This is a genomic window from Luteolibacter sp. LG18 (genome assembly GCF_036322585.1).
In the GTDB taxonomy this organism is placed as follows: Bacteria; Verrucomicrobiota; Verrucomicrobiia; order Verrucomicrobiales; family Akkermansiaceae; genus Luteolibacter.
On record NZ_AP024600.1, the window covers coordinates 4,403,257 to 4,429,311 of the forward strand.

General features: G+C 64.2%; 20 protein-coding genes. 7 read left to right on the plus strand and 13 right to left on the minus strand.

What is annotated here, in order from left to right:
• Nucleotides 1-117: 117 nt before the first annotated feature.
• Nucleotides 118-4,662 (minus strand): esterase-like activity of phytase family protein, encoded by a 4,545-nt coding sequence (locus llg_RS17355; protein ID WP_338286042.1) that lies wholly within the window; start codon nucleotides 4,660-4,662, stop codon nucleotides 118-120.
• 149 nt (nucleotides 4,663-4,811) lie between these two features.
• On the opposite strand from llg_RS17355, the gene llg_RS17360 reads away from it, so the two are divergent.
• Both llg_RS17360 and acpS read left to right on the plus strand, forming a co-directional pair.
• On the plus strand, nucleotides 4,812-5,570 hold the full coding sequence (locus tag llg_RS17360) for a pyridoxine 5'-phosphate synthase (RefSeq protein ID WP_338286044.1): 759 nt from the start codon (nucleotides 4,812-4,814) through the stop codon (nucleotides 5,568-5,570).
• The gene (gene acpS, locus llg_RS17365; RefSeq protein ID WP_338286046.1) at nucleotides 5,561-5,941 is read left to right on the plus strand and encodes a holo-ACP synthase; all 381 of its coding nucleotides are present in this window, start codon (nucleotides 5,561-5,563) and stop codon (nucleotides 5,939-5,941) included. The genes llg_RS17360 and acpS overlap by 10 nt, the downstream gene beginning before the upstream one ends.
• 234 nt (nucleotides 5,942-6,175) lie before the next feature.
• On the opposite strand, the gene llg_RS17370 is transcribed toward acpS, so the two are convergent.
• The 5 genes from llg_RS17370 to llg_RS17390 all read right to left on the minus strand — a co-directional run bounded on the left by llg_RS17370 (nucleotide 6,176) and on the right by llg_RS17390 (nucleotide 11,358).
• The gene (locus llg_RS17370) at nucleotides 6,176-6,664 is read right to left on the minus strand and encodes an IS5 family transposase (protein WP_338286048.1); all 489 of its coding nucleotides are present in this window, start codon (nucleotides 6,662-6,664) and stop codon (nucleotides 6,176-6,178) included.
• Between the two features lie 665 nt (nucleotides 6,665-7,329).
• Entirely contained in the window at nucleotides 7,330-7,683 is a 354-nt protein-coding gene (locus tag llg_RS17375; RefSeq protein WP_338286049.1) for a DUF1801 domain-containing protein, read from the minus strand.
• A 7-nt stretch (nucleotides 7,684-7,690) separates the two neighbouring features.
• Nucleotides 7,691-8,017, minus strand: a complete 327-nt coding sequence (locus llg_RS17380) for a MerR family transcriptional regulator (protein ID WP_338286050.1) — start codon at nucleotides 8,015-8,017, stop codon at nucleotides 7,691-7,693.
• Nucleotides 8,014-8,970, minus strand: coding sequence for a J domain-containing protein (locus llg_RS17385; RefSeq protein WP_338286051.1), 957 nt, complete (start codon nucleotides 8,968-8,970; stop codon nucleotides 8,014-8,016). Before llg_RS17385 ends, llg_RS17380 begins: the two co-directional genes overlap by 4 nt.
• Before the next feature lie 639 nt (nucleotides 8,971-9,609).
• A complete protein-coding gene (locus tag llg_RS17390) occupies nucleotides 9,610-11,358 on the minus strand; it encodes an ABC transporter ATP-binding protein/permease (RefSeq protein WP_338286053.1) in 1,749 nt (582 codons plus the stop codon).
• 139 nt (nucleotides 11,359-11,497) lie between these two features.
• Between llg_RS17390 and llg_RS17395 the strand changes: the two genes are divergently transcribed.
• Both llg_RS17395 and llg_RS17400 read left to right on the plus strand, forming a co-directional pair.
• Nucleotides 11,498-12,799, plus strand: coding sequence for an AI-2E family transporter (locus llg_RS17395; protein WP_338286055.1), 1,302 nt, complete (start codon nucleotides 11,498-11,500; stop codon nucleotides 12,797-12,799).
• 121 nt (nucleotides 12,800-12,920) lie between these two features.
• Complete coding sequence (locus llg_RS17400; RefSeq protein ID WP_338286057.1) at nucleotides 12,921-13,313, plus strand: hypothetical protein; 393 nt, start codon at nucleotides 12,921-12,923, stop codon at nucleotides 13,311-13,313.
• 4 nt (nucleotides 13,314-13,317) lie between these two features.
• Here the strand turns inward: llg_RS17400 and llg_RS17405 are convergent, their stop codons facing one another.
• The 7 genes from llg_RS17405 to llg_RS17435 form a co-directional block, all read right to left on the minus strand.
• Nucleotides 13,318-14,028: an isoprenyl transferase gene (locus llg_RS17405; RefSeq protein WP_338286058.1), complete on the minus strand. Its 711-nt coding sequence runs from the start codon at nucleotides 14,026-14,028 to the stop codon at nucleotides 13,318-13,320.
• Nucleotides 14,029-14,220: 192 nt separating this feature from the next.
• Nucleotides 14,221-15,489: an adenylosuccinate synthase gene (locus tag llg_RS17410; RefSeq protein WP_338286060.1), complete on the minus strand. Its 1,269-nt coding sequence runs from the start codon at nucleotides 15,487-15,489 to the stop codon at nucleotides 14,221-14,223.
• Nucleotides 15,490-15,590: 101 nt separating this feature from the next.
• Nucleotides 15,591-16,733: a glutamine-hydrolyzing carbamoyl-phosphate synthase small subunit gene (gene carA, locus llg_RS17415; RefSeq protein ID WP_338286062.1), complete on the minus strand. Its 1,143-nt coding sequence runs from the start codon at nucleotides 16,731-16,733 to the stop codon at nucleotides 15,591-15,593.
• Between the two features lie 123 nt (nucleotides 16,734-16,856).
• Nucleotides 16,857-18,176: a hypothetical protein gene (locus llg_RS17420; RefSeq protein WP_338286063.1), complete on the minus strand. Its 1,320-nt coding sequence runs from the start codon at nucleotides 18,174-18,176 to the stop codon at nucleotides 16,857-16,859.
• Between the two features lie 66 nt (nucleotides 18,177-18,242).
• Nucleotides 18,243-19,349 carry a hypothetical protein gene (locus tag llg_RS17425; RefSeq protein WP_338286064.1) on the minus strand — a complete coding sequence of 369 codons (1,107 nt, stop codon included), beginning with the start codon at nucleotides 19,347-19,349 and terminating at the stop codon, nucleotides 18,243-18,245.
• Between the two features lie 97 nt (nucleotides 19,350-19,446).
• On the minus strand, nucleotides 19,447-20,550 hold the full coding sequence (locus llg_RS17430; RefSeq protein WP_338286065.1) for a hypothetical protein: 1,104 nt from the start codon (nucleotides 20,548-20,550) through the stop codon (nucleotides 19,447-19,449).
• Between the two features lie 112 nt (nucleotides 20,551-20,662).
• Complete coding sequence (locus tag llg_RS17435; protein ID WP_338286067.1) at nucleotides 20,663-21,793, minus strand: hypothetical protein; 1,131 nt, start codon at nucleotides 21,791-21,793, stop codon at nucleotides 20,663-20,665.
• 173 nt (nucleotides 21,794-21,966) lie between these two features.
• Here llg_RS17435 and queD point away from each other — a divergent pair, with 173 nt between their 5' ends.
• The 3 genes from queD (at nucleotide 21,967) to llg_RS17450 (ending at nucleotide 25,810) form a co-directional block, all read left to right on the plus strand.
• Nucleotides 21,967-22,332, plus strand: coding sequence for a 6-carboxytetrahydropterin synthase QueD (gene queD, locus llg_RS17440; protein WP_338286068.1), 366 nt, complete (start codon nucleotides 21,967-21,969; stop codon nucleotides 22,330-22,332).
• A gap of 188 nt (nucleotides 22,333-22,520) precedes the next feature.
• Nucleotides 22,521-24,380 (plus strand): DUF1592 domain-containing protein, encoded by a 1,860-nt coding sequence (locus llg_RS17445; RefSeq protein WP_338286070.1) that lies wholly within the window; start codon nucleotides 22,521-22,523, stop codon nucleotides 24,378-24,380.
• 23 nt (nucleotides 24,381-24,403) lie between these two features.
• The gene (locus llg_RS17450; protein WP_338286072.1) at nucleotides 24,404-25,810 is read left to right on the plus strand and encodes a DUF1552 domain-containing protein; all 1,407 of its coding nucleotides are present in this window, start codon (nucleotides 24,404-24,406) and stop codon (nucleotides 25,808-25,810) included.
• The last annotated feature ends 245 nt before the right edge of the window (nucleotides 25,811-26,055 follow it).

A 26,055-nucleotide genomic window follows, 5' to 3' on the forward strand; every position in this document is an offset into this window, starting at 1 on the left:
ATTTCGCAACGAATCGCACGGAGAATCCCATTGCATTTTTGTCATCCGGATTATCAGGAAGCAAAAAAGGACGCACCCACGCCGGGCGCGTCCTTTCGGTAACGATGGAGCCGAAACTCAGGGCGTGGTCACCTTCATGCGCATCATGCGCTTCGGGTGGTCGCCATCCGCCGGGACGCTGTCACCGACGATGAAGGTGATGGAACCGGAGCCATTGGCCGCGCTGATCCGGGACTCGCCGCCGCCGAGCCAGTTCCAAGAACCGGTGCCGGTCTTGGTGGCGATGTTCGTCCAGGTCACGAGGTCCTCGGTGCCCTGCACGAGGTAGGTGACGTCGGCCGGATTGGGCGAGGGCAGCGTGAACTGGAGGGCGAGGCGGTCCTCGAACGAAGGATCGTTGTAGCCTTTCAGCAGTGTCGGCAGGGCGGCGAGGCCATTCGCGCCGGTGGCGGAAGCCGGGTCGATGCCAAGGCCGTATTCCACCAGGTTCTGCACGCCGTCGTGGTCGTAGTCGGCGTTGTTGGCGAGCAGGCCGTCCTCGCTGGTGACATTGAAGTGCGTCTCGCGCCAGGTGGTGACAGGGGCGTTCGGCTGAGTGATGCGGACACGGTAGGCGAGCACCAGGGTGTCGTTTTCCAAACCGCCGTTGTAGCTCTGGATCGCGCCGTTGGCGTCCATGTATTTGCCGCCGGAGGTGAGGAAGTCGTTGTCGTTGCCGACGAACAGGAAGAAGTCGTTCGGATAGGCCGGGTCGTTCACGGACACCAGGCCGAGCGCTTCCCACTTCTCGCAGATGCTGTTGATGTCGCCCGGGGCGGCATTGAGATTGAGCCCGAACTTGGCGACTTCCGCGATGCCGAGGTCGAGCTTGCCGATCAGGTTCAGCGCCTCGGTCCACGACACCGGAGTGACGCCCGCGGTGAGCACGCCGCCCGGGGCGACCGCCGCGGCTTCGTTGTCATAGGTGCCGTTGATGTTGGTGGCACCGTTGAGCTCGGCGAGCAGGATCGACTTGAACACCGGGGAACCCGACGCGCCGCGACCGTTGCCATCGCGGGACAGGATCAGAAGCTGGTGGTTGTTGAGCGCCACGATCGAACTCTGGGCACCGGTGCGGTCGACGCTGCCGCCGGTGGTGGCGATACGCGGAAGCTGCACGACATACTGGGCGACCGGGGTGGTCGGCGTGGCGGACGACGACACGTCGTAAACCAACAGGCGGGCGTTGGAACGGCCCTGGTTGCCGCTGCCGGAGTCCTGGATGGTGGCGCTCTGCATCAGGCCGAAAAGGCGGCTGCCGTCCGGGCTCTGAGCGATGCCTTCCATGCCCTGGTTGTCGCGGCGGCCGTTGTTCGGCGTGCCGTTGAAGTTGATCGTGCCGACCGGTGTGTGCGGCACGAGGACGGCCGGAAGCTGGACCTGACCATCGATCTGCTTCGCGGCGTTGAAGTGGTAGATGTAGGCACCGTATTCGTCGCCAACCCAGCCGGAGCCGGTCTTGTCCGGACGGCGGTCGAGGATCAGGCCCTCGGAATCGAGCGTCAGGCGGTTGCTCACCGATCCATCGCTCTGGGTGCTGGTGCCGGAAACGGAGGGGACCGTGGTGCCGAAGAGCGTGGTCTTGCTGTCCGCGTTCAGACCGGTGGTGAAGACCGGCGCGGTGCCCGCGTTGCCATCGTGGTCGTAGGTGAAGCGGGTGGAACCGGCGAAGCTCAGCGCGATCTGGTTCTGCGCGGTGGTGGTGGCCGTCGCGGTGTAGGGCGTGAACGTGAAGTCGAAGGCGTTGATGCGCGCCGCGTAGTTCGAGAAGATCGAGCCGCTGTTGTAACCACGGTCCGGGAGGAAGTTGAAACGCCCGCTCCAGGTACCGTTGTGGTTGTTCACGAAATTCGTGACCTGCATGTCCGAGATCGAACCGAGCGATTCGCCGGTGGCGGGATCGATGGAGTTGGCCGCGAAACGCCCCACGCCCTGGAGCCCGAGGTTCACGAACTGGGTGCTGCCAACGGTCACGCCGCCGGACGGCCAGACGCCGGTGTTCGGCGTGAGAATGTCACGGCTCACACTGCTGTAGGGCACGCTCGGCGCGGCATCGTCATTGACGATCGTGCCGTTGCCTTGCGCATCGGAGATCGAGGCGGTGCCGGTGGTGTTGACGAGGTTGGTCAGGTTGACCACCAGCGTTTCATCGGTCTCCACGGTGGTGTCGCCGGTGATGGTGACATTCACGGTCTGTGTCAGCGCGCCGCCCGCGGTGAACGTGAGCGTGCCGGAGGCGGCGGTGTAGTCGCTGCCCGCGGTGGCCGTGCCATTGGCGGTGGCGTAATCGACCGTGAACGCGCCGGTGTTGTCCGAGCGGGAAACCGTAAAGGCCAGTGTGGCGGTGCCGCTGTTGCCCTCGGTCACGGACGCGTCGGAAATGGTCACGCTGGCCGGACCGGCACCGGTGGTGAAGGCGGTGGTGGAGAAGGGGAGGTAGCTGGTGCCATCGCCACCGCCGACGTCTTCCCAGTTCGCCGCGACATTGCCGATCAGGGACAGGTAGGCGGCGAAGCTGGACTGGCCGGAGCGGGCACCCTTGTAGCGGGCACCGTCCGCGCTGGACGGCAGCACCACCGCGGTGGCCCCGGCGGTGAGGCCGGTGCCGCCGATCTCGGCATCCGCGCCGGTGGCATTGGTGATGGAGGCGAGGAACACGGTCGGCGTGCCGGAGGTGCCCTGGAAGGCATAAACCGTGTCGGCACCGTTGCTCATGCCGGGGTTGGTCGAGTCGGTGTAAACCACGCTGCCGGTGGAGGCGGTGATCGTGCCCGAGATGGAATTCAGCGTCACGATGGTGCCCGCGGTCACGCCACCGGCGGGAGCGGTCCAGCGGTATTCGCTTTCACCGGTGTTGAAGGCTCCGCCCGAGCCGATGGCCGAGCCGTTCCATTCGTTGTCGTTGAAATAGATCTGGGTGCCCGCCGGAATGTCGGCGAGGGCGACGAAGGCGAGGTCGTCGGTGCCATCGGCGTTGAAACCGGTGAAGGCGATCGCGCCGGTGGCCAGCGTCGGGCCATTGCGGGTGACCGTCACCGTGTAGGTCTTGGTGGTGGTGCCGTTCGGCGCGGTCACCACGACCGTGATGGCGTTGTCACCGACGTTGAGCGGGATATTGCCGCTGGCCGGGCCGGAGGTCACCGCGGTGCCATTGACGGTGATCGTGGCGTTCACGTCCGACTTGGTGGGCGTGACGGTGATGCCGGTGGTGGCGTTGGAAACGCCCGCGGTGTAGGCGAGGGTGCCGGTGGCGAAGGACGGCGAGAGCGTGCCGGTGGAAAGCGTGAGCCCGGCGAGATCCGCATTGGTCAGGCTGGAAACCGTGATGGTGGCGGCGCTGCTGTCCGCGGAGCCCTGGCTGTTGGTGGCGCGGACCCAGTAGGACGTGGTCGCGTTCAAGGCCGGGGTCGTAAGGCTGGCGGAGGTCGCCCCGGACACCGGATTGGAAGTGTCACCGGCGTTCCCCTGATACCACTGGTAGGTGGGGGCGGGATTGCCGCTGGCGGAGGCGGTCAGGGTGGCCGTGGCACCGGTGGAGATCGTCTGGCCGGTGGGCTGAGTGGAGAACGACGGGGCGCTCAGGGTGATCGCCACCGGGGCGAAGGCCACGCCCTTAACCGTGGCACCGGAGGGCGCGGTGTAAAGGGTGACGTTGTTCGCGGTGGTGATGTTGATGGTGGCGTTGTAGCCCGCGGTGTCGGTGAGCTTCAGCACGCTGTTCGCGGCGGTGCCCCCGGTGCCGGTGCTCACGTAGAGGAGAGCACCGCTGCCATTGTCCACGGCGGCCAGGCCGAAACCGCCGCCACTGAGGGTGTAGCTGCCGTTCGCGGTCCACGAGCCGCTGACGAGCGAATACTTCGCGATGCCGGTGGAGCTCAGGACATAGAGCACGTCGAAGGCCGCGCCATTGTCGCCGGAGGAAACGAGGTAGAAGTCCTGCTTGTTGCTGTCGCCGATCGGCAGGCCGGGGAGGCCCACGAGGGTCGAACCGCTGGGGGCGGAAAGGGTGCTGACCGGGGCGGCCGAGGCGCTGGCCTGGAAGATGTAGGCCGCGCCGCCGAAGCTCTTCACGCTGCGGAAGTTTCCGGACGGGCTGGCCGAGGTGGAGCCGTTCGTGTAAACGCCGCCTTGGTCGCCGATGAACCACGCGGTGTTGTTCAAGCTGATGGCGCTGCGGGTCTGGTTGCCACTGCCACCGGTGTAGGTGGCCTGCAGGGCATAGGTGCCGGAGGGATCGAAGCTCCCCACGCCGCGGGCGAGGATGGTGTTGGCGTTGCCGCTGGTGGTCGTGGAATTGTGGCCGGTGAAGCAGACCAGGGTGCCATCGTTCGAGTTTGCCAGGTAGCCCGTGCTGGTGGCGGAACCGCTGATGCGCAGGGCGCTGGAACCCGTCGAGGGGATCGCGAGCGTGTTGGCGGGCGTCTGGTTGGCGGTCGCGGGATTCAATTCCACGATCGTGGCCGTGGTGTTGTTCGCGCTGGCGTTGTCCGCCTGGAGGACGGCAATGTTGCCCGCGGTGAACGCCGCGGCGTGGGCCAGCGGGGCGAGGGGCATGGCCGCCAGACCGGCGGTGCCAATCAGGACGGCGGCCTTGCGGCCGGGGGAGGATGGGGAGGCGTGCATGAGCTCGGGAGGCGCTGTTAGGAAAGCAGCGCATCCTTGCCCTCCTCCCGGAGCCCTCAAACCCGCCGTGGTGACACCTTGGACACAATGGAGCGTCTCCCACCCGGAAGCCTTGCGGCCCGGCCCGGATGGGGATACAACAGCGGACCATGTCCTTGCTGCTCGGCGTCAATATCGACCACGTGGCCACCCTTCGCCAGGCCCGCTACGCGCTTCTCCCGGATTCCCCGAATGCCGAGCCTTCGCCAGTGGATGCCGCCCACGACTCCATCGAAGGGGGCGCGGACTCGATCACCATCCACGTCCGCGGCGACCGCCGCCACATGCAGGACCGGGATGCCAAGCTGATCCGCGCCGAGATCGGCGTGCCGATCAATTTCGAAATGGGCATCACCGAGGAGATGATCGCGCTCGCCCTGGAGCTCCGCCCGCAGTTCGCCTGCCTGGTGCCGGAGACCCGCGAGGAGGTCACCACCGAGGGCGGGCTGGACGTCGTCGGCCGCCGCCGGGAAACCGGTGACTGTATCCGCCGCCTCCAGGCGGCGGGCATCCGCGTGAGCCTGTTCATCGATCCGGATCTCGATCAGGTGAAGGCCTCCGCCGAGTTGGGCGCGGAAATGGTCGAGCTCCACACCGGCTGTTTCGCGAACGCGGAAGGCGACGCGGTCGAGACCGAGGTCCAGCGACTGGCGGACGCCGCGCGGCTGGGCCACTCGCTCGGCCTCCAGATCAACGCCGGCCACGGCATCAACTATGGCAACCTGTTCCGCCTCTTCGCGGTGCCGCACCTCACCGAGCTGAACATCGGCCACAGCATCGTGTCCCGCGCCATGCGGGTCGGCATGATGGAGGCCGTGCGCCAGATGAAGCAGCTCATGGCCACCTATCCGACCGGCGCATGCGACTGATCGGCATTGGCATCGACGTGGTGGAGGTCCAGCGGATCGCCGAGGCGCTGGAGCGTCACGGCGAGGCCTTTGGCGAACGGATCTTCACGCCCGGCGAGCGCGCCTACTGTTCCTCCCAAAAACGACCGGCGCTGCACTACGCGGCGCGTTTCGCGGCGAAGGAAGCGGTGGCGAAGGCCTTCGGCACCGGCATCGGAAAGGACCTCGGCTGGCTGGACATGGAAATCATCCGCCGCGAATCCGGTGAGCCCGCCGTTGTCCTCACCGGCACCGGCAAGGTCTACGCGGAGTCGGTTGGCATCACCGAGGTGAAGATCAGCCTGACCCACGCCCGCGACTACGCCGCCGCGAATGCGGTCGCGCTGGGGTGAGGAGTTGAGGCTTCAGCCGAGGAGGGTCTTCAGGGGGCGGAGGCTGGAGAGATTTCAGCCGCAAAGAGGCGCAAGAAGAGACGCAAAAAGGGAAGACCTTCGTTACAGCATTTTGTGTTAAAGCGTAGCCGCGCGCGCTGCTCTGAAAAATGGCGGCACCAAATCAAATGTCGCTCTTTAGGCCGTGGAGCGAAGGAACCACAGATGAACTGATTACGCTGATTAGAGGTGGTTTCAAAAGTGTCTAACGAGGATCATGATGCAGGCGAGCTTGAAGAATCCGCTATATAGCTCGATGCGCCGTTCGTGGCGTACGATCAGTCGCCGCCAATTTCCTATCCAGGCAAAAAGCCGTTCGATTTTCCATCGATGCCGATAACGGCGCAACGCCCTCCCATCCTGCATCGAGGCTCGCTTGCGGTTGCGGCGGTGCGGGCAGATCAACTCTCCATCGAGGTGGCGCATGAAGCGACGGAGATGGTCGGCATCATAGGCTCGATCAACGATCAATCGCCTCGGAAAACGACCGGTCTTCTCCTTGCAATCCGCCAATGTTGGCAACACCAAGGTCACCTCTGCGGGCGATGCCGAGGCAAGGGTGCTTCCCAGAGGAAGACCCTGGCCGTCCGCCACCACCATCCACTTCGTTCCCTTTCCCTTCTTGGTTTTTCCGACGCAGAGCCCCCTTTTTTGGCCGGAGCGAAACTGCCGTCCATGAAGCATTGCTCCCAATCGAGCAGATCCTGAGCATCGAGTTGGGCGATGAAAGCTCTCCAGAGTCCATCCCACACGCCGTCCTCCTCCCAATCCCGGAGCCGTCTCCAGCAGGTGGAGGCACTGGGCAGGTGCTTGGGAAGATCTCGCCAACGGGCACCTGTTTTGAGCACCCAGAGGATTCCTTCGAGCACATCGCGGTCGGCGCAACGTGGGCGGCCGAAAGAGTTGGTGTCTGGCAGAAGCGGAGAGACGCGTCCCCACACCCCATCGATCATGAACTCGTAGAGCACGCTCTCTGTTCATAGACACAAGGCCGGGCCGTACAAGCCCCGATTCAGACTTTTGAAACCACCTCTACACAGATTGAAGAGTTTTTAAATCACTCTTAATCAGTAAATCAGTGTAATCAGTAGTTCTCCTTCCGAAGGCGAAGAGAGTAGGATTCATCTTCCATGCGGAGACGTGGAGCCTCGGCAGATGCCCAGAATCACCTCTGGGAATGGGTGGAGCGAGACGCGATTTCGATGAACCTCCGGCTACGGTATTTTGAAAAATGCTGTAGCGGATTTGGCGGAAGCCCGTCTTCTCTTCCTTAAAACTGAACACCAGCAAACTTCTCGATAGCCTCCCCCCCCCCCCTGAAGACCCTCCTCGGCTAAAGCCTCAACTCCTCAGAGCTCCTCAAGCCGGGCCTTCACGAGGTCCGTGATCAGCGCCCCATCCACCTCCCAATCCACCGGGATCTGGAAGCAGTTCTTGAAGACGACGAACTTCTCCAAACGCTCTTTGAACGCCGCCATGACTTCCGCGCTCCACGGCGCGAATGTGAGGTGGCGCTTGTAGGCGGCGAGGCCCGCAATGTATTGGCCCTGCCGGTGGATCATCGGCAGGTTCCACGCGATTTTCGCCTCCAGTTCCGGAAACTCCGTGAGAATGAGCCCAATGATCCGGCGGAGAGTCTTCTCCTTCACCGGGTCCTGGGAGGTCACGTAGTCCTCGATGGATTGGAAGCGCGGCGTGCCCATGAGGTGGTCAGCTTCTCAATCTCCGGACTTCATCGCGCAGCCGCTCGAGTTCGCTCACGAGGTTCAGGATCAGCGGCAGGGTCTTGAGGTTCACGCCGTGGTGGTGGCGGTAGTGCTCGATCCGGCGGATGGCATACACCGCCTCGTCATCGAACACCGGCTCGGGATTTTCCACGACCCGTGCCGCGCCGAGCAATCCCGCGCGGCAGTAGTAACGCAGCACCTCCGGATGGATCGTCGCGCGACCGGCGGCTTCGTCCAGCGAGTAGTGCTGCCGTTCCTCCGGTTCCACCTCGATGGTCACGGAGGATTGGATGAGGACGAAATTGATCATGACGGGTTCCTCGGGTTGAAGTTCGATATCCCGGCGAGTTTCTGCCACAGTTCCTGCTGGTCCGGGGTGACGGAGGCGGGCACTTGGATGCGGACGGTGGCGTAGAGATGGCCGCGCTGCTTGTCCCGCCCCATCAGCCCGCGGTGTTTCAAGCGCAGCCGCGTGCCGGCCTCGGTGGCGGGCGGCACTTTCAAGGTCGAAGGGCCATCGAGCGTCGGAATCCGCACCTCCACGCCGAGCACCGCTTCCCATGGAGCGAGGTCGAGATCGTATTCCAGATCGATGCCGTCGACGTGGAAATCGGGATGTCGCGCGAAGCGCACGTGGAGGTAAACATCGCCCGCCGGAGCACCGCCGTGGCCGGGCGCGCCCTTGCCCGCGAGCCGGATCTTCTGTCCCTCCCGCAGCCCGGCGGGGATGCGGATGTCGAAGGTGTCTGCCTCGCCGGTGGGACGGCGCAGAGTGATCGACCGCTGGGTGCCATGGAGCGCGTCCTCCAGTGAAACGAGGATATCGGCCTCGACGTCGTGGCCGCGCTGCTGGAATCCGCCGCGCCCGCCAGCCCCGCGCGGCGAACGGCCGAAGCCCTCGTGGGTGCCGCCGAAGTAGCGCTCGAAAAAGTCGCTGAAGCCAGTGCCGCCGAATTCGAAGGCGGCCTCGCCGTCCTCCGGTTGCCACGACCACCCGCCGGGGCCCGCGTCGGGCGGCGGCGGACCGCCCGGCTGGTTCCAGTGTTCGCCGAGCTGGTCATAGCGTTTCCGTTTCTCCGGATCGCTGAGCACCTCGTAGGCCTCGTTGATCTGTTTGAACTTCTCCTCGGCCCCGGTCTTGTCCTTTGCCACGTCCGGGTGGTGGATGCGGGCCAGCTTGCGGAAGGCCTTCTTGATCTCGTCCTGGCCGGCATCGCGGGCGACACCGAGCGTTTCGTAGTAATCCTGGAACTTCACCGACATGCAGGGATAAGAACGATTCCGGTCCTAACATGGCATGCCCGGCCTCCCGGGCAAATGGATTCCATCTTCTTTGGAGTGCGGCGATTGCTCCTGCCCTTTACCCACATCGCGCGACGTGATGTGGCCGCGCTGGTGACAGCGTGGGCGGGGTGGGGCCACCCACACCCTTGTGGCTCCAGTCCCCATCCAGCGACCGCCAGTTCCAAGCCCGGAGGGCGACGTAACTTAGCCGGGGCGCGCAAGCCCCCGGATCGCATCGCGGCGGAATCTTCAAGTCCCGGAAGGGACGACGCGGCCTGCGCTCTCCAGGCGGATCCGCCCGTCCTGTTTCTTCGGGTGATCCGGCACCCTTTGAACGGCGGATGCGGATGTTCATTTGGATTGTCGCTTGGCCTCCGGTTGCGTCGCCCTACCGGGCTTCTTGCTCCTACCCCTCAACTACCGGGGGCTTGCGCGCCCCGGCTGGATTGCGTCGCCCCTCGCCGGGGCTCAGGAGGGTTGGCGCGAATCCAAAGCGAGAAACCGGATGCACAGGCTCGGGTGAATCCTCCCTGCCCACGTTGTCACCAACGCGGCCACGGTTTGCTCCGGAGATGTGGGTAAAGGGCAGGATTGCTCGCAGCACGCCAAAGTAAGAACCTACAACCCCGGTCCGGCGTGGTGCCCGGCCTCGGGCAGCTCGATGTCGCAGACCTTCCGGATCTCCCAGGTGGCGTCCTTCCCGATCTTCATTACCCAGTCGTGATGCTTCAGCAGGGTCGAGCGGTGGCCCACGCTGACGTAGGTGTAGCGGTGTTCCTTGAGATAGGCGTAGGCCAGTTCCTCATTCGGCTCGTCGAGCGCGCTGGTGGACTCGTCGAGGAAGGCGATGGCGGGTTTCTTCAACAACAGCCGGGCGAAGGAAACGCGCTGTTGCTCACCGAGCGAAAGCATGTTCGCCCAGTCCGCCTCGCGGTCGAAGTCGTTGTCGACGCGTCCGGCGAGGTTGCGGAGGTTCACGGTCTTGAGGACGGCGCGCAGCTTCTCGTCGTCCGGCTTCTGCCTCGCGCCCGGATACTCCAGCAGGTTCCGCAGGCTGCCGGGGATCATGTAGGGCCGCTGCGGCAGGAACATCATGTTCCGGTAGGGCGGCCGGCCGATGAAGCCCTCGCCGCAGCTCCAGAGACCGGCGATGGTGCGCAGCAGCGAACTCTTGCCCGAGCCGCTTTCGCCCATGATCAGGAGGCTGCCGCCAGGAGGCAGCTTGAAGGTGAGGTCCTTGAGCAGCACCCGCTCGCCCTGTGGGGTTTTCACCGTGAGGTTCTCCAGGATCACGGTGCGCTCTTCCTCGCTGATGTCGATGTTCTCGCCCTCGGTGTCGAGGTCGTCTTCGGCGTCCCGTTCGTCGAGATAGTCCCACAGGTCGCCGAGACGGGTCACGCCCGCGGCGAAAGCACTGAGTCTCTCGAACTGCGTGATGACCATCGACACCGCGGCCAATACCACCGCGAAGGCCCCGGTGGCCTTGGTGATGTCCCCGAACGATACCTCGCCCCGGAGATAGAGCGGCGCGACGAAGAGCACCGGCAGGATCAGCGCCAGCGAGTTGTAGCCGGTGGTGAAGAACGCCAGGTTCCGGTTCCACTTGATGAGGACCAGCATGTTCCCAACCACAGCCCCGAGGCGGCCGCGAAGGTCGTTGAGCTCGCGGCGCTCGCCGCGGTAGAAGGCGATCGATTCGGCATTGTCCCGGACGCGCACGAGGCCGTAGCGGAAGTTCGCCTCGCGCTGGTACTGCATGTAATTCAGCCCGATCAGCCGCTTCCCGATGAAGTAGGCCCCGGCGGTGCCGAACAACGCGTAGGCGAACAGGACGCCCACCAGACGCGGGGAAATCGCCATCAGCACCCCGGTGTAGCCCACGATCTGGATCACCGAGTTCATGATGATGAGCAGGAACGAGAGCGTGGTCACCGTGAAGTTCTTCGCGTCCTCCGAGATACGCTGGTCCGGGTTGTCGATCGTGTCGCTGGAGCCGAGGTGAAAGTAGGCGCGGTTGTGGAAGTACCGCTGCATCAGCGTGCGGGCGAGCACGTCGCGCCAGCTCAGGCCGAGCCGTTCCTCGCAGTAGCGGTAGAACGCGGCCAGCGGGATCGAGAGCGCGAAGGTGGCCAGATAGACTCCGAGCCAGTAGGTGTAGCCCGGGGTGTCCCGGCCCTGCAGGGCGTTGACGAACTCGCCGTTCGCCCGGTTCGCCCGGATGCCCACGTAGGTCACCAGCAGGGAGAGGGTGAGCAGCCCGCCCAGGAGGAACCACGCCCGTTTCCATGTCTTGCCGAAGAAAAACGGCCTCGCGAGCCGCCAGAGCTGCGACCAGACATGGCGGGTGAACTTGGGAGGGGTCTCCATCCGAGGTTCTGTTATTTCAGCCGGATCCGGGTGGAATGCCAATGAAATCGACCGTTTGCGACCCGAATGCATGATTCCCCGGTCTGTTCCGAGAATCAGGCTGGCGGTTCCCCGAAGCTCCGTTAGAGTGCAGGCGAGGATGAGCGACGACGCGGCCAGACGGGGAGAGCGGAAGATCGAGCCGGTATTGGGAACGGTCGGGCTGCTCCTGCTCCTGCTGGGCTGCTTCTTCGTGCTGCGGCCGTTTCTTTCCGCCCTGATGTGGGCGATCGTGCTGGCCTACTCGTTGTGGCCGCTCCAGCAGCGGTTCACGAAGTGGTTCCGCGGCTCCCGCACCTTCGCCGCCATCCTGGTGACGCTTACACTCACGCTGGTGACCGTCGGCCCGTTCGTGTTGATCGGTTTCAGCATCGCGGACGACGCCAAGGCGCTCGGCACCGCGACCCGCAAGTGGTTCGAATCCGCGCCGGACGAGCCGCCGGAGTGGATGAAGAAGACCCCGGTGGTGGGGGATGAGATGACGGCCTACTGGCGGGATTTCGCCGAGGACCGGAAACGCTGGATCCACAGCTTCGACGAAGCCGCGAAGGAGCGCCCGCCGCGCCCCAAGATCGCGGAGCCGAATGGCGATGAAATGACGCTCCACGAGCCGCCGCCCGTGGTGCCGAACGCACCGGCCACGGAGACTGGCGTCCTCTCCGATGAAGCGACGGCCGGCAAGAAAGAGGCCGAATCGTCCCGTTTGGTCGAGCGCATGGCCGGTCAACTCGGCCAGGCCACTGTATGGCTGCAACGCGCGCTCTTTACCGCCGGCCGGGTGCTTGGCACCGGTGCGATCGAGATCCTGCTCAGCGTCTTCCTCGCCTTCTTCCTGCTGCGGGATGGTCGCGCCCTGGCGGAACGCCTTTCCACCGGCATGCACCGCATCGCCGGAAAGCGCGGCCAGCACCTGCTCCACGTCGCGGGCGGCACCGTGCGCGGGGTCGTTTACGGCATCCTGGGCACGGCCTTGGTCCAGGGAGTGGTGGCCGGAATCGGCTTCGCCATCGCGGGGGTTCCCGGAGCGGTGCTGCTGTCGGTCCTAACGTTCTTTTTCTCCGCTTTGCCAATCGGCCCGCCGCTGATCTGGATTCCGGCGACCATCTGGCTATTCGCGCAAGGGCGGCCGGGGTGGGGGATCTTCATGGCGCTGTGGGGCACGCTCGGCATCAGCGGGGTGGACAACATCGTGAAGCCTTACCTCATCAGCCACGAGAGCAAGACGCCCTTCGTGCTGATCTTCTGCGGCGTCATCGGTGGTGCCTTCGCCTTTGGATTGGTGGGGGTGTTCCTCGGTCCGACCCTTCTGGCGGTGACCTTCCGCCTCATCGAGGAATGGTCCGCCACCCGGGCCGTGCCAGCGGGCGCGAGTGGTATCGAGGACGAGGAGTCCTCGATTTGAGCGACGGCAACACCGTCCTACGGTTCACATGGGGCAGCGCACAAGAAAACGACACATCTTGAATTGGCGGAACGCGAAGTGGTGGCAGGTGCTGCCAATCTTGTTCCTGTGTTCCGTCGCCGTGCTGATCGATCCGCTGCTGAACCGGGATTGCGGTTGTTCTTGGGATCTAAAGGAGCAGGGACTGACGATCATCATCTTCTCCCTACCACTTCTGGTCATGGTTGCGCGGCGTCTGGCGATCCGGGTGGCGGTGGAGATCCGGGGTGACGAATGCCGAATTTCGGAGGGATGGATTTCCCCGAGGACCGTGGAGTTCACCAGAGGTGAAGTGGTGGTCCGTCACGTGAGCACGATCCGGCCCGGTAGCCCGACGTCCGAATATCTGGAGGTCCATGTGGATGGAAAAATCCGGAAGTTCGGAAAGCTCCTCTGTTCCAACAAGCTGGACTTCCTCGAGGCGCTGTTGAGGCCGGAAACCGGCGTGGTCGTCGCGCAAACCGCGCACGCCTGAAGCCTCACAACGCGCCGAAGCGGCGGTGGCGGCGGCGGTATTCGTTCACCGCCTCGAAGAGGTCGCCTTGGCGGAACTCCGGCCAGAATTTCTTCACGATTACGATCTCCGCGTAGCTGATCTGCCACAGCAGGAAATTGGAAACCCGCAGCTCGCCGGAGGTGCGGACGAGCAGATCGGGATCGGGGATGTCGCCGGTCCAGAGACGGGAGGCGAAGAGACTGTTGTCGATCTGCTCCGGCGTGATCTTGCCTGCGGCGGCATCGGTCGCGAGCGAGCGGGCCGCTTCGACGATTTCCTCGCGGGAACCATAGGACAGCGCGAGCACCAAGGTGATCGAGCGGTTGTTCGCGGTCTTCTCCTTGAGCCGGTCGAGACGCTTGCGGGTGGAGGCGGGGAGACGCTCGATCTGGCCGATGGCCAGCAGGCGCACGTCCTGCCGCATCAGGTCCTTCTCGCGTTCGTCCAGGAAGCGATCGAGGAGCGCCATCAGCGCCTTCACTTCTGCCGCCGGGCGGTTCCAGTTCTCCGAGGAGAACGCGTAGAGTGTTAGATACTCCACACCGAGTTCCTTGCAGGCGTCGATCGCCTCGCGCACCGATTCCGCGCCGGCGCGGTGGCCTTCACGGCGCGGCAGTCCGCGTTCCTTGGCCCAGCGGCCGTTGCCATCCATGATGATGGCGATGTGTCGGGGTGTGTCCTGGTCGGAAGGCATCGGCGGGCGGCCCGGTTGAACCATGGATGCGGAGGATTGCACAGCGGAAGTTTCAGCGGAAGGCACGAAGGACAGCATATCCGAACGCAGGGGGCGCATGGGTGAAATTCGCGTGAATTCCCCGCCATGTCCCGGAACGGAAAAGGGGGAGATTCCATTGGAACCTCCCCCTTGGAGAACGGTAAAACGAGCTCAGACCACCAGCGTCTGGGCGCGGTCCGGGCCGACGCCGACGAAGCTCACGGGCGCGCCGCAAAGCTCGGCGAAACGGGTGAGGTAGGCCTTGGCGTTTTCCGGAAGCTGGCTGTATTCCGTGCAGCCGGTGGTGTCGCTCTTCCAGCCGGGCAGCGTTTCGTAAACCGGCACCGCCTTGTCCCACGCGGCGCGGCAAGCCGGCGGCAGGTCGTGGCGCTCACCGTCCACCTCGTAGTGGGTGCAGATTTGGAGGGTGTCGTAGGCGTCGAGGCCGTCGACGTTGGTCACGGCGAGATCGGTCACGCCGTTCACCATGCAGGCGAAGCGGAGCAGCACCGTGTCGAGCCAGCCGCAGCCGCGCGGGCGGCCGGTGGTGGCACCGAACTCGCGGCCAAGGCCGTGGAGATACTCGGACAGGCCCTCGTCGCCGGTCGGGAAAGGACCGGAACCCACGCGGGTGGTGTAAGCCTTGCAGACCCCGATCACGCGCTGCACCGATGTCGGCGGCAGACCGGAGCCGGTGCAGGAACCACCGGCGGTGGTGTTCGAGGACGTGACGAAGGGATAGGTGCCGAAGTCGATGTCCAGCAGCGTGCCCTGCGCGCCTTCGAACAGGAGCACCTTGCCTTCCTTCCACGCCTTGTGGAGTGGGGGGATGGTGTTGGTGACATGCGGGCGGAGGCGCTCGAACGCGGCGTAGACTTCCGCGATCACCTGCTCGGCGGTGAAGGTCGGCAGGTCATACTTCACGAGGATCTCGTTGGCGTCCACCACGCGGCGGGCGATCTGCTCGTGGGCGAAGGACTCGTTGAGGAGGTCCGCCATGCGCAGGCCGCAGCGGTTGATCTTGTCCGCGTAGGTCGGGCCGATGCCACGCTTGGTGGTGCCAATCTTCTGGTCGCCGAGCGAGGCCTCGCGGGCGGCGTCGAGTTCCTTGTGGAAAGGGAGCACCACATGGGCGCGGTCCGAAATGAGGAGCTTCTCCGGGGTGATGGACACGCCCTGGGCTTCGACCTTGGCGATCTCCGCGACGAGGCCGACGGGGTCGACGACGACACCGTTGCCGATGACGTTCAGCTTGTCGTCCCACAGGATGCCGGACGGGAGAAGGTGCAGCACGTATTTGGTGCCGCGGGCGATCACCGTATGACCGGCGTTGTTACCGCCTTGGCCGCGGATGACCACATCGGCCTCCTCGGTGAGATAGTCGACGACCTTGCCCTTGCCTTCGTCTCCCCATTGGAGACCTGTGACGATGGTATTCATGGAAGAAAATTCAAAATTCTAAGCACTAAATTCTAAACGAAAGAGGAGCATGCATTCCCTGTTGGATCCCGGAGGCCAACTCTTCGTTTTGGATCTTATGCTTAGTGCTTGGTTTGATCGATCATCGCCGCGAACTCCTCGAAGAAGTAGGTCGCGTCGTTCGGGCCGGGGGCGGCTTCCGGGTGATACTGGACGGAGAACACCGGGTGCTCCTTGTGACGCATGCCCTCGACGGTGCCGTCGTTGAGATTGATGTGGGTCACCTCGACATTGTCCGGCAGCGAGTCCGGATCGACGGCGAAACCGTGGTTCTGGGAGGTGATGGTCACCTTGCCGGTGCGCAGGTCCTTGACCGGCTGGTTGCCGCCGCGGTGGCCGAACTTCAGCTTGAAGGTGGTGCCGCCGAAGGCGTGGGCGAGGAGCTGGTTGCCGAGGCAGATGCCGAAGATCGGCTTCTTGCCGATGAGCTTCTTGAGCTCCTCGTGGATGTAATCCAGAGCTGCCGGATCCCCGGGGCCGTTGGAGAGGAAAATGCCGTCCGGGTTCTTGGCGAGGACTTCCTCGGCGGTGGCGCGGGAGTTCACCACGTCCACCTCGAAGCCAGCCTGGCGGAGGCGGCGGAGGATGTTGAACTTGATGCCGAAGTCATAGGCCACGATGCGGTGGCGGGCCGGCGGCAGCTCCTGGTAGGGGCCCGGTTCGCCGGTGGAGGCGTTCGGGATGATCCAGTTGCGGGATTCCTGGTCCCAAGCGTAGTCCTTCTCGGTGGAGACTTCCTTCACGAAGTCGGAGCCTTCCATCGAGGGCGAGTTCTTCGCGGCCTCGATCGCGGCCTCGGCATTCAGCTCGGTGGTGAGGCAGGCGCGCATCGCGCCCAGCGAGCGGAGGTGCTTGGTCAGGGCGCGGGTGTCGATGTCCTCGATGCCGAGGATGCCGTGCTGTTTGAAATAGCTGTCCAGATTCTGGGTCGAGCGCCAGTTGGACGGGACGTTGCAGAGCTCGCCGATGACGAAACCGCGGACGTGCGGCTGGGCGGACTCATTGTCCTCCACGGTGATGCCGTAGTTCCCGATCTGAGGGTAGGTCATCGCGACGATCTGGCCGCGGTAGGAAGGATCCGTCACAACTTCCTGATAACCCGTCATCGAGGTGTTGAAACAAATCTCCCCGGTGGTGGTGCCGGTGGCTCCGAAGGCTTTTCCTTCGAAGGTCCGGCCGTCTTCAAGAGCAAGAATGGCTTTCATGTCGTGCGCGGCGCGCGGAAAGTAGGGAGCACGCCCGGTCGATGCAAGAGAATGCTGGTCCTGGAAGGCGAACCGGCTGGAAAAGCGCCATTTCGTGACGACTCCGCCAGCCGGTCCAGGCCGTCAGATGTCCGTTTTGGCCTTGCTGGTCACCTTCCATGGCATGCCGGTCGGGTCCAGTGGCACGGCGCTGGTGTCCGCGGGCACGCTGTTGTCGGTGCGGAACAGGGGCAGGATGGGGGAGCCATTGGCGGTTTTCTTGTAGGTCGCCCCGACCTCCTCGATGAGCAGCATCGCGCCGAACGAGCCCCCCGGAATCTCGCTGATGAGGATCTCAATGGGATAGGAGGTGCCGACCTTCGCTTCGAATTCCGCTCCCACGGCCAGGCCGCAGATCAGGTCGTTCCACTTCGGGATGCCCGGATATTGGTAGAAGGTCATGGGAAGGGGCATCGGGTAATCCTTCTTGAGCTTGCTCTGGATCTCCGGGTTTTCCTTGGTGCCCTTCAGCACGGAGAGGTTTTTGGAAAGCTGGATGCCGGTGGTGCCGGACGTCCAGCCGTAGTCGAACACGTGCTGGTTGTTGAAACGGATGACCATGCAATCGTCCCCGAGTCCCACGAACCGGTATTTGCCGGATTTCGGCGGGGTCACCACGCCACGGTAGACCACCATCCAGCGGCTGGGCTTCACCTCGTTCTCGCAGTTGAAAGCCTTCGGGCCTTCTCCCGCGGGCATGGTCGGGATGTAGAGCTTCGTCTGGTAGAGCTTCTGGGGAGCCCGGTAGTACTTCGAGAGCGAGCTTTCGCGCCATTTGTCATCCGTGAATTCCTTGATGATGGCCGGCAATTGGTCGGGATAGATCTCCGTGCTCTTGTGGGACCGGGTCTGTTTGAAATCGTAAAAGGTGCCGATGAGCGCGCTGCCGGTCAGGTCCTGGGGGAGACCGAAGGGGCTGTTGGCGCCGGTGCCATTGCTGAGGCCGGGAGCGGTGCCGCTGCCAAAGCCGATCCCGTTTCCGGTGCCGCGGCCGCCGCCACTTCCGCTGCCTCCGAGCCCGCCGGATAGGGCTCCGGAACTGAGCGATCCCACCGAGGCCATCGAGGCACCCGCATCCACGTCGGGAAGGGTGAAGGTCGAGCTGCTACCCTTGGCCGCCAAGCGCGGCGCGTTGGGCATGGTGGTCATCGTCGCCCGCTTCTTCTGGGTGGTTTGGCTGGCCGCCGAGGCTCCGCCGCCACCGCTTTTCGGCATGAAATCGACCTCTTCCTTCCTCTGGGCCGGGATGATCTGGAAGATCCAGACCACGCCGATGGCCAGCAGGATGGCGTGGACGATGATGGAAATGGAGAGGGAGCCGCCGCCCAGCTTTCGCCAGAAGGAGGTTTTCGCGGTCTGCCGCTGGGGCGGGTAATAAGGGGGGTAACTTGGGTCTTCGTACATGCGTGAACGGGCGGGTGGCCCAAACGCATGATGTTGCAACTCGCCCGGCTGTTCCCCGGGGACCCGCTATTTGCTGGTGGAAATGATCGCCCCGCCGGTGGGATTCACGATCAGGTCCCGCACCGCGGAGAAGTATTTTCCCTCCACTGAGGCGTGGGCGTAGAGCTTCTGTTTCTTCGCCTTCAGCTTCCGCATGATGTCCCCGGCTTCCTCCGGATCGACGTTGTCCTGGAAATCCGCGAACCAGTAAACGGCCTCCACATCGCGCAGTTCCTTGGCCATCAGGGCGGTCCAGGCGAACTCGTCGCCCTCGTAGTCGATGTAGAAGGTGTTCTTGCGGGCCGCCAGCAGACGGAACAACGGTTCGGCGGGCAGGGGCGTGCTGAAGTCGACCTTCTCACGACCGCTGCCTTGGGCAACGGTCATGTATTTGCCATTGTGGTTCAGCCGCCAGAACCGTTCGAAGCGCTTTTGGTCCATGTCGGTGGTGGAATAGGACCGCTTTTCCGGTCGACCCGGGCCGATGCCGCAACCGACGTAGAGGATCAGCGGGCTGCCCTCCGCCACGCGGTCGAGTTCCTTGATGACCTTCGCCAAGTGCGGGGTCATGGAGCCGGAAACATCGAGCACCACGCCAATGGTGCGGGCCTTCACTTCATTCCCGAACATCATGCCGGTGAACGGTTTGATCCCGCTGGCACTTCCGCCCAATCCCGGGCCGCTGCCACTTCCGAAGCCTCTGCCGGAACCATCGCCCCGGCCTCCTCCGGAGCCGCTGCCGCCCAGCCCGCCGGAGATCGCGCCGGAGGACAGGGCTCCGACGGATGACATGGCAGAGGCAGCCTCCGGCTCGGGCAGGGTGAAACTGCTGGCCACACCCTTTGCCGCCATCCGCGGCATGTTCGCCGTGGTCATGGTGGCCCGCTGCTTCTTATTGCTCACTTCCTTCACGCCCGGGGATCCGCCGCCACCGCCCTTGGGCATGAAATCAACGTCGTCCTTCTTCTGGGCCGGCATCACCTGGAAGATCCAGACCACGCCGATCGCCAGCAGGAGGGCGTGAACGATCAGGGAAATCGAGAGCGAGCCGCCGCCCAGTTTCTTCCAGACGGACGGACGTGCGGCAGGGGACGGAGGGGGTGTTTCAGAAACGGGAATTGCGGGCGGCTGCATGGAGAGGGGCTTTCTCCCAACCATGGCCCGTGCCCGGTGGCTTGTGATGAGCAAAAGAACCAATCATGATGGCAATTTCGCCGAACGGGGGATGCCGTTATTTCGCCGAAATCACCGTTCCACCGGTGGGATTCACCAGCAGGTCGCGCACCGAGGAGAAGGACTTCCCTTCCACCGAGGCATGCATGAAAAGCTTCTGCTTCTTCGCCTTCAGTCGACGTGCCACGTCCTCGGCTTCCTTCTCGTCGACCTTGTCCTGGAAGTCGGCGAACCAATAGACCGCCTCGGCGTCCTTCAGCTCCTTCGAAAGCAGGGCATTGCCCGCATATTGCACGCCATCGAACTCGATGAAGTAGGTGTTCTTGCGGGCGGCGAGGATGCGGTAGAGCGATTCGGCGGGCATGGGCTCGTTGAGGTCGACCTTCTCCCGGCCGCTGCCCTTGGAGACCGTGATGTTCTTGCCATTGTGGTTCAGCCGCCAGAATCGCTCGAAGCGGTCCTTGTCCATGTCCACGGTGGAGTAGGTGCGGCCCTCCGGGCGACCCGGGCCGATGCCGCAGCCGACGTGGAGGATCAGCGGGCTGCCTTCCGCCACGCGGTCGAGTTCCTTGATGACCTTCGCCAGGTGCGGGGTCATGGAGCCGGAAACGTCGAGCACCACTCCGATGGTGCGAGCCTTCACCGGATTGCCGAACATCACTCCGGCAAACGGTTTCATGCCGCCGCCACCGCCGAGACCTGGGCCCATGCCGGAGCCGAATCCCGTGCCGCTGCCATCGCCACGGCCGCCACCGGAACCACTGCCACCGAGGCCGCCCGACAGACCACCCGAGGAAAGAGAACCCACCGACGACATCGCCGCCGCGGCGTCCGGCTCAGGGAGAGTGAAGCTGCTGGCCACGCCCTTCGCCGCCATCCGCGGCATGTTCGGGTTGGTCATGGTGGCGCGCTGCTTCTTGTTGCTGACTTCCTTCACGCCCGGCGAGCCGCCGCCGCCGCCCTTTGGCATGAAATCGATCTCCTGCTTCTTCTGGGCCGGGATGATCTGGAAGATCCAGACCACGCCGATGGCCAGCAGGATGGCGTGGACGAGGATCGAGATGGAGAGCGAGCCGCCGCCGAGCTTTTTCCAGATGGAAGGGCGTGCGGCGGCAACGGGACGGGGGCTTTGCTCCGGATCGGAGTCGGAAACGGGATGCATGATGAAATGGGGCTTTCAATCAGCATTACCCGATTTCGCCCATTTGTTACATGCAAATGCGGCAAATATTGCGACAGCTCGAAAGGTTTGCGGCGATCCAGCCGTGGGGGCGTCAGGGCTCCTCCCGAACCTGGCCGCTTTCCTCGACGATGGTGAACTTCCCGCCGGTGCCGTGGGCGAGCTTCTTCATGTCCTCTCCAGCCTTGGGTTCCATCATCGCGATGGTGTTGATCACGGTGCCTTTCACCTTCGCCTTGGCGATGATGGCGCGCATTTCGGTGGTCTCTGCCACGCCATCGGTCATGAAGAAAATCACGTTCGGCGCGGGGTCCATCGCCAAGGCCATTTCCAGCGAAGGCGTCCAGCAGGTGCCGATGCTGAGCGGGGTTTCCTGGATGCGGCGGGCGGCGATGCCCTTGAGCTCGGAATTGGCGTTCATCCACTCCGGCTTCTGCCGTTTTCCGACGGTTTTCCAGTCGCCGCCCCAGCCCTTGGGCTTCACGGTTTCCCACTTGTAGCCTTCACCGCCGGCGGATTTCACCTCGACCTTGCCGCTCTGATTGTCGCCCTCGATGGTGTCGCCCGCGACCCAGGCGGGGCCGGAGAAGAAGATGAGCTGGAACTTCGACAGCGGCGAAAGTCCGGCCACGGAGGCGGCGAGTTCCTTGCGCATCAGCTTCTCGCGCTTGCCGGCCATAGACTGGGAGTAGTCGATGACGTAGGCGACGCGTTGGGCGTCCATCTTCTGGTTGAAGAACATCACGCCTGGACCTTGGCCGCCGAGGCCGGGCCCCATGCCGGAACCGATCCCGGTGCCGCGGCCATCGCCGCGTCCGCCACCCGAACCGCTGCCGCCGAGACCGCCGGACAGACCACCGGATGAAAGCGCGCCGACCGAGGACATCGACGAGGAGGGATCGATCTCCGGCAGTGAGAAGCTGGAGGTCGCTCCTTTTGCCGATAGACGCGGGGCGTTGGCCGTGGTCATGGACGCGCGCTTCTTCTGGGCTGCCTCGCTTTTCGCGCCGCTGCCACCGCCGCCGCTGCTCGGCAGGAAGCTCACATCCTCCTTCTTCTGGGCCGGGATGATCTGGAAGATCCAGACCACGCCGATCGCCAGTAGGAGGGCGTGGACCAGGATCGAAATGGAGAGCGAACCTCCGCCAAGTTTCCGCCACACTGAGGATCGGGGCGGGGAGTAGGCAGGTGCGAACGATGGCGGGGTGGTGTCGGGTAAATGCATGGCTGGAATGAACGTTCCGCTGGGGAGTGTGCTGGGGGAGGTGAACCACCACGTCAAAGTGAAATTCGATTCATTATTCAGTCATTAAAAAGTATGCAAATGCAACCCTCCGGAAACCCAAAAGTTGTGTTTTGGCACTTGGATGGGGCGGGGCCGGGGGTAGCATCCGGCCGATGCGCGCCCGCCTGACCAAGCTGTTCCGTTTCGAAGCCGCCCACACGCTGCCGAGCCTGCCGGAAGGCCACAAGTGCCGCCGCATGCACGGCCACAGCTTCAAGGTCGAGATCTCGATCGAGGGCGAGGTGGATGAAACGGTGGGCTGGGTCTACGACCACAAGCTCATCTCAAACGCCATGAAGCCGCTGCTCGAGCTGCTCGACCATGGCTACCTCAACGACATCGAAGGGCTGGAGAGCCCGACCATCGAGCGGCTGGCGGGCTGGTTCTGGAAGAAGCTGGCACCGGATCTCCCCGGTCTGGCGGAGATTGTGATCTACGAGACTCCGACCGCGCGTTGCTCGTTCAAGGGCGAGTTCTGATTCTATATGGTGCCCTGATGGGCTTGAGGAATAGGGGAACCTCCATTGGGGGGCTGGATCTGCATGGGCATGCGGGAATGGGCGCTGCCCACGTTCTCACGAACGCGGCTACGAAGATGGACGCATGCGATCCTTCATCGGAGTGAAAGAACCGGCAGGCCGCGTGCTTACCCACGGCTGACCGGAGAATGTTGCGTGCGTATTGCATCGTGGCGGTGGCTTTGACCGCGGACATCGCGAGGGCGGATGAGTTCGCCGACCGCGCGCGTCCCTTGCTGTCCAAATATTGCTACGAGTGCCATGGCGAGAAACGCCAGAAGGGCGGCATCGAGGTGAACCAGCTCACCTCCACCGAAGAGGCGTTCAAGTATCACCGGTTCCTCAAGACCATCGCCGACCAGGTGGAGGCCGGGAAGATGCCGCCGGAAGACGATGCCGACGACATCCCGACCGACGCCGAGCGCAAGGCGCTGGTGGCCGAGATCCGCGGCACGCTGGCGCGGCTGGAGGAGGGGAAGTTTCCCCGCAATCCGGGGCGGCCCACGGTGCGGCGGCTGAACCGGAATGAATACAGCCGCACGGTGCGCGATTGGCTCGACGTGGATTTCGACGCGGGCAGCGAGTTTCCCGCGGATGGCGCGGGCGGAGAGGGATTCGACAACGTGGGCGACGCGCTCTTCATCCAGCCCTCGCTGATGGAGAAGTATCTCGCGGCCTCGCGGCGGGTGATCGACGCGGTGTATGCGAAGCCGGAGCGGCTGGATCGGGTGGTGGCGGTGAAGCCCGCCGCGGACCGCGCGCCGGAGCTGGCGGCGAAGACCGTGCTGCAAGCGCAGGCCGCGCTGGCGTTCCGTCGTCCGCCGTCGGATGCGGAGCTGGCACCGCTGCTGGCGTTGTTCGGAAAGCGGCTCGCCGGCGGGATGCCGTATGAGGAGGCGCTGAAGGCTCCGCTGCAATCGCTGCTACTGCATCCATCGTTTTTATTCCGCGCCGAGCACGACGAGGCCGGGAAGAAGGAGTGGGCGGTGGATGGCCACGAACTGGCGACGCGGCTTTCGTATTTCCTGTGGGCCTCGATGCCGGACGCGGAGTTGTTCCGGCTGGCGGGCGAGGGGAAGCTGGCGGAGCCCGTGGTGCTCGCCGCGCAGGTGAAGCGGATGCTCCAGGATCCGCGGGCGGAATCGCTGTCGAGGTTCTTCGGTGGCGAGTGGTTGGGTTACGATGAGTTGCTGGAGTTTTCCGAGCCGGATTTGAAACGTTTCCCGGAGTTCACCCAATCGCTGCGGAAGGCGATGTACCGGGAGTCGGTGGAGTTCTTCGCCAACGTGGTGCGGGAGAACCGCCCGGCCACCGACCTGCTTTCCGCGGACTACACCTTCCTCAATGAGGAGCTGGCGAAGCACTACGGCATCCCGGATGTGAAGGGCGGCGAGATGCGGAAGGTGGCGCTCACCGACAAGAACCGCGGCGGCGTGATCGGACAGGCCTCGGTGATGACGGTGACCTCGCTGCCGCTGCGCACCAGTCCGGTGAAGCGCGGAAAATGGATTCTCGACACGCTGCTCGGCACCCCGCCGCCCCCTCCGCCACCGGACGCGGGTGTGTTGCCGCCGGACGACCGCGCGGGCGGCAGCAGCTCGATGCGTGAACGATTGGAGAATCACCGCTCGCGGGCGTCGTGCGCGGCCTGCCACGCGAAGATCGATCCGCTCGGGTTCGGGCTGGAAAACTTCGATCCGCTGGGACGCTGGCGCACGACGGATGTGAAGGGCAACGCGATCGATTCGAAGGCCACGCTGCCCGGCGGCTTCACCTTCGATTCACCGGAAGGACTGAAGCGCTACCTGCTGTCAGACGACGAGCTGTTCCTGCGCAACCTCGCCCGCAAGATGCTGGCCTACGGCCTCGGTCGCCCGCTCGAGTATTACGACGAGCCGGTGGTGATCGACCTGGTCCGGCAGCTCCGCGGCGATGGCTTGAAAATCCAGTCGCTGATCACCGGTATCGTTCAATCGCCGCCATTCCTCCGCCGCTCCTCCACGCGCTGAAAAACCCGAAACCCCGCGAACCCATGGCCCACTTCCAATCCCAACGCTGGCTGATGCCGCGCCGCAGTTTCCTCCGCGGTGCCGGTGCCACCCTGGCGCTGCCGTTCCTCGACGCGATGCGGCCGTTGATGGCGGCGGGCACGGCGGCCTCCTTTCCGGTGCGGATGGCGCTGCTCTACATGCCGAATGGCGTGCGCGCGGACCGCTGGACGCCGCAGGGCGAGGGAGCGGGATTCGAGCTTTCGCCGATTCTTTCGCCGCTCCAGCGCCACCGCGAGGACCTGCTGGTGCTCACCGGGCTCCAGAACAAGGCGTCCTTCACCGGTGACGGCCATTACGTGAAGACCGGCGGCTGGCTCACCGGCACCACCATCACCAAGACCACCGGCTCCGACATCAACGCCAACGGGATCTCGATGGACCAGCTCGCCGCCAACCGCATCGGGCGCGGCACGCGGCTGCCCTCGCTGGAGCTCGGCACCGAGCCCGTCGCCCATGGCATCGACACCAACGTCAACTACACCCGCCTCTACGCCTCCCACATCTCGTGGAAAACCTCGAACGTGCCGCTGCCCTGCGAGATCAATCCGCGGGTGGCGTTCGACCGCTTGTTCCGCGAGCGTTCGTCCACCGCGGAAAAGCAGGCGTCCGACGACCGCTCGGTGCTCGATCTGGTGAACGCCGACGCGAAGCGGTTGCAAGGGCAGCTCGGCAGCGAGGACAAGCAGAAGCTCGACCAGTATCTGGAATCCGTCCGTGAGGTGGAGCGCCGTATCGAGCAGGAAGCCCGCGTGCTCGCCGCGCGCGAGAACCTGTCGCCCGATTTCTTCTCGAACCTCGACGCCCTCGACAAACGCATCACCGCCGCGATGGGCAAGGCCTCGCGCGAGGAGGAACTGAACTCGCGCCCGCGCTTCGATCACACCGAGCACTGCCGGATCATGATGGAGCTGATGGTGCTCGCGCTGTGGTCGGACACCACCCGCGTTTCCACCTTCATGTTCGGCAACGACGTGACCAACCGGAACTTCTCGTTCCTCGATGGCGTCCACGGCGGCCACCACGAGATCTCCCATCACAGCGGCGATGCAGCGAAGCTCGACGAATACGAGCGGATCAACCGCTGGCACGTCGACCAATACGCCGGCATGCTGGACCGCATGAAGTCGATCAAGGAAGGCGACGGCACCTTGCTCGACCACTCGATGGTCGCCTTCGGCTCCCCGATCCGCGATGGCAACGCCCACGATCCGAAGAACGTTCCGATCGTGGTCGCGGGGAAAGCGAATGGAGGGCTGAAGACCGGCCGTCATGTCGTCAGTCCACAGGGCACGCCGCTGTGCTCGCTGTGGATGGGGATGCTTGAAAAGGCCGGCGCGAAGGTGGACGGCTTCGGCGATGCCTCCGCGCCGTTGGCGGGATTGGGGTGAACGACTTGTCTCGCCAAGGTGGTGATCGAAGTTTCTGAGCCCGGAGGGCGACGTATCCTAGCCGGTGGCGCAAGCCATCGGTATGGCACAACATGAGTTCCAAGCCCCGGCAGAGGCGACGCAAACGGAGGCCGAATGACATTCCAAATGGAAGTCCGCATCCGACGTTTGAAGAGTTCCGGATGCTTCCAAATCGCTGGTATGACGGATTCGCTGGAAGAGCGCAGGCAGCGCCGTCCCTAACG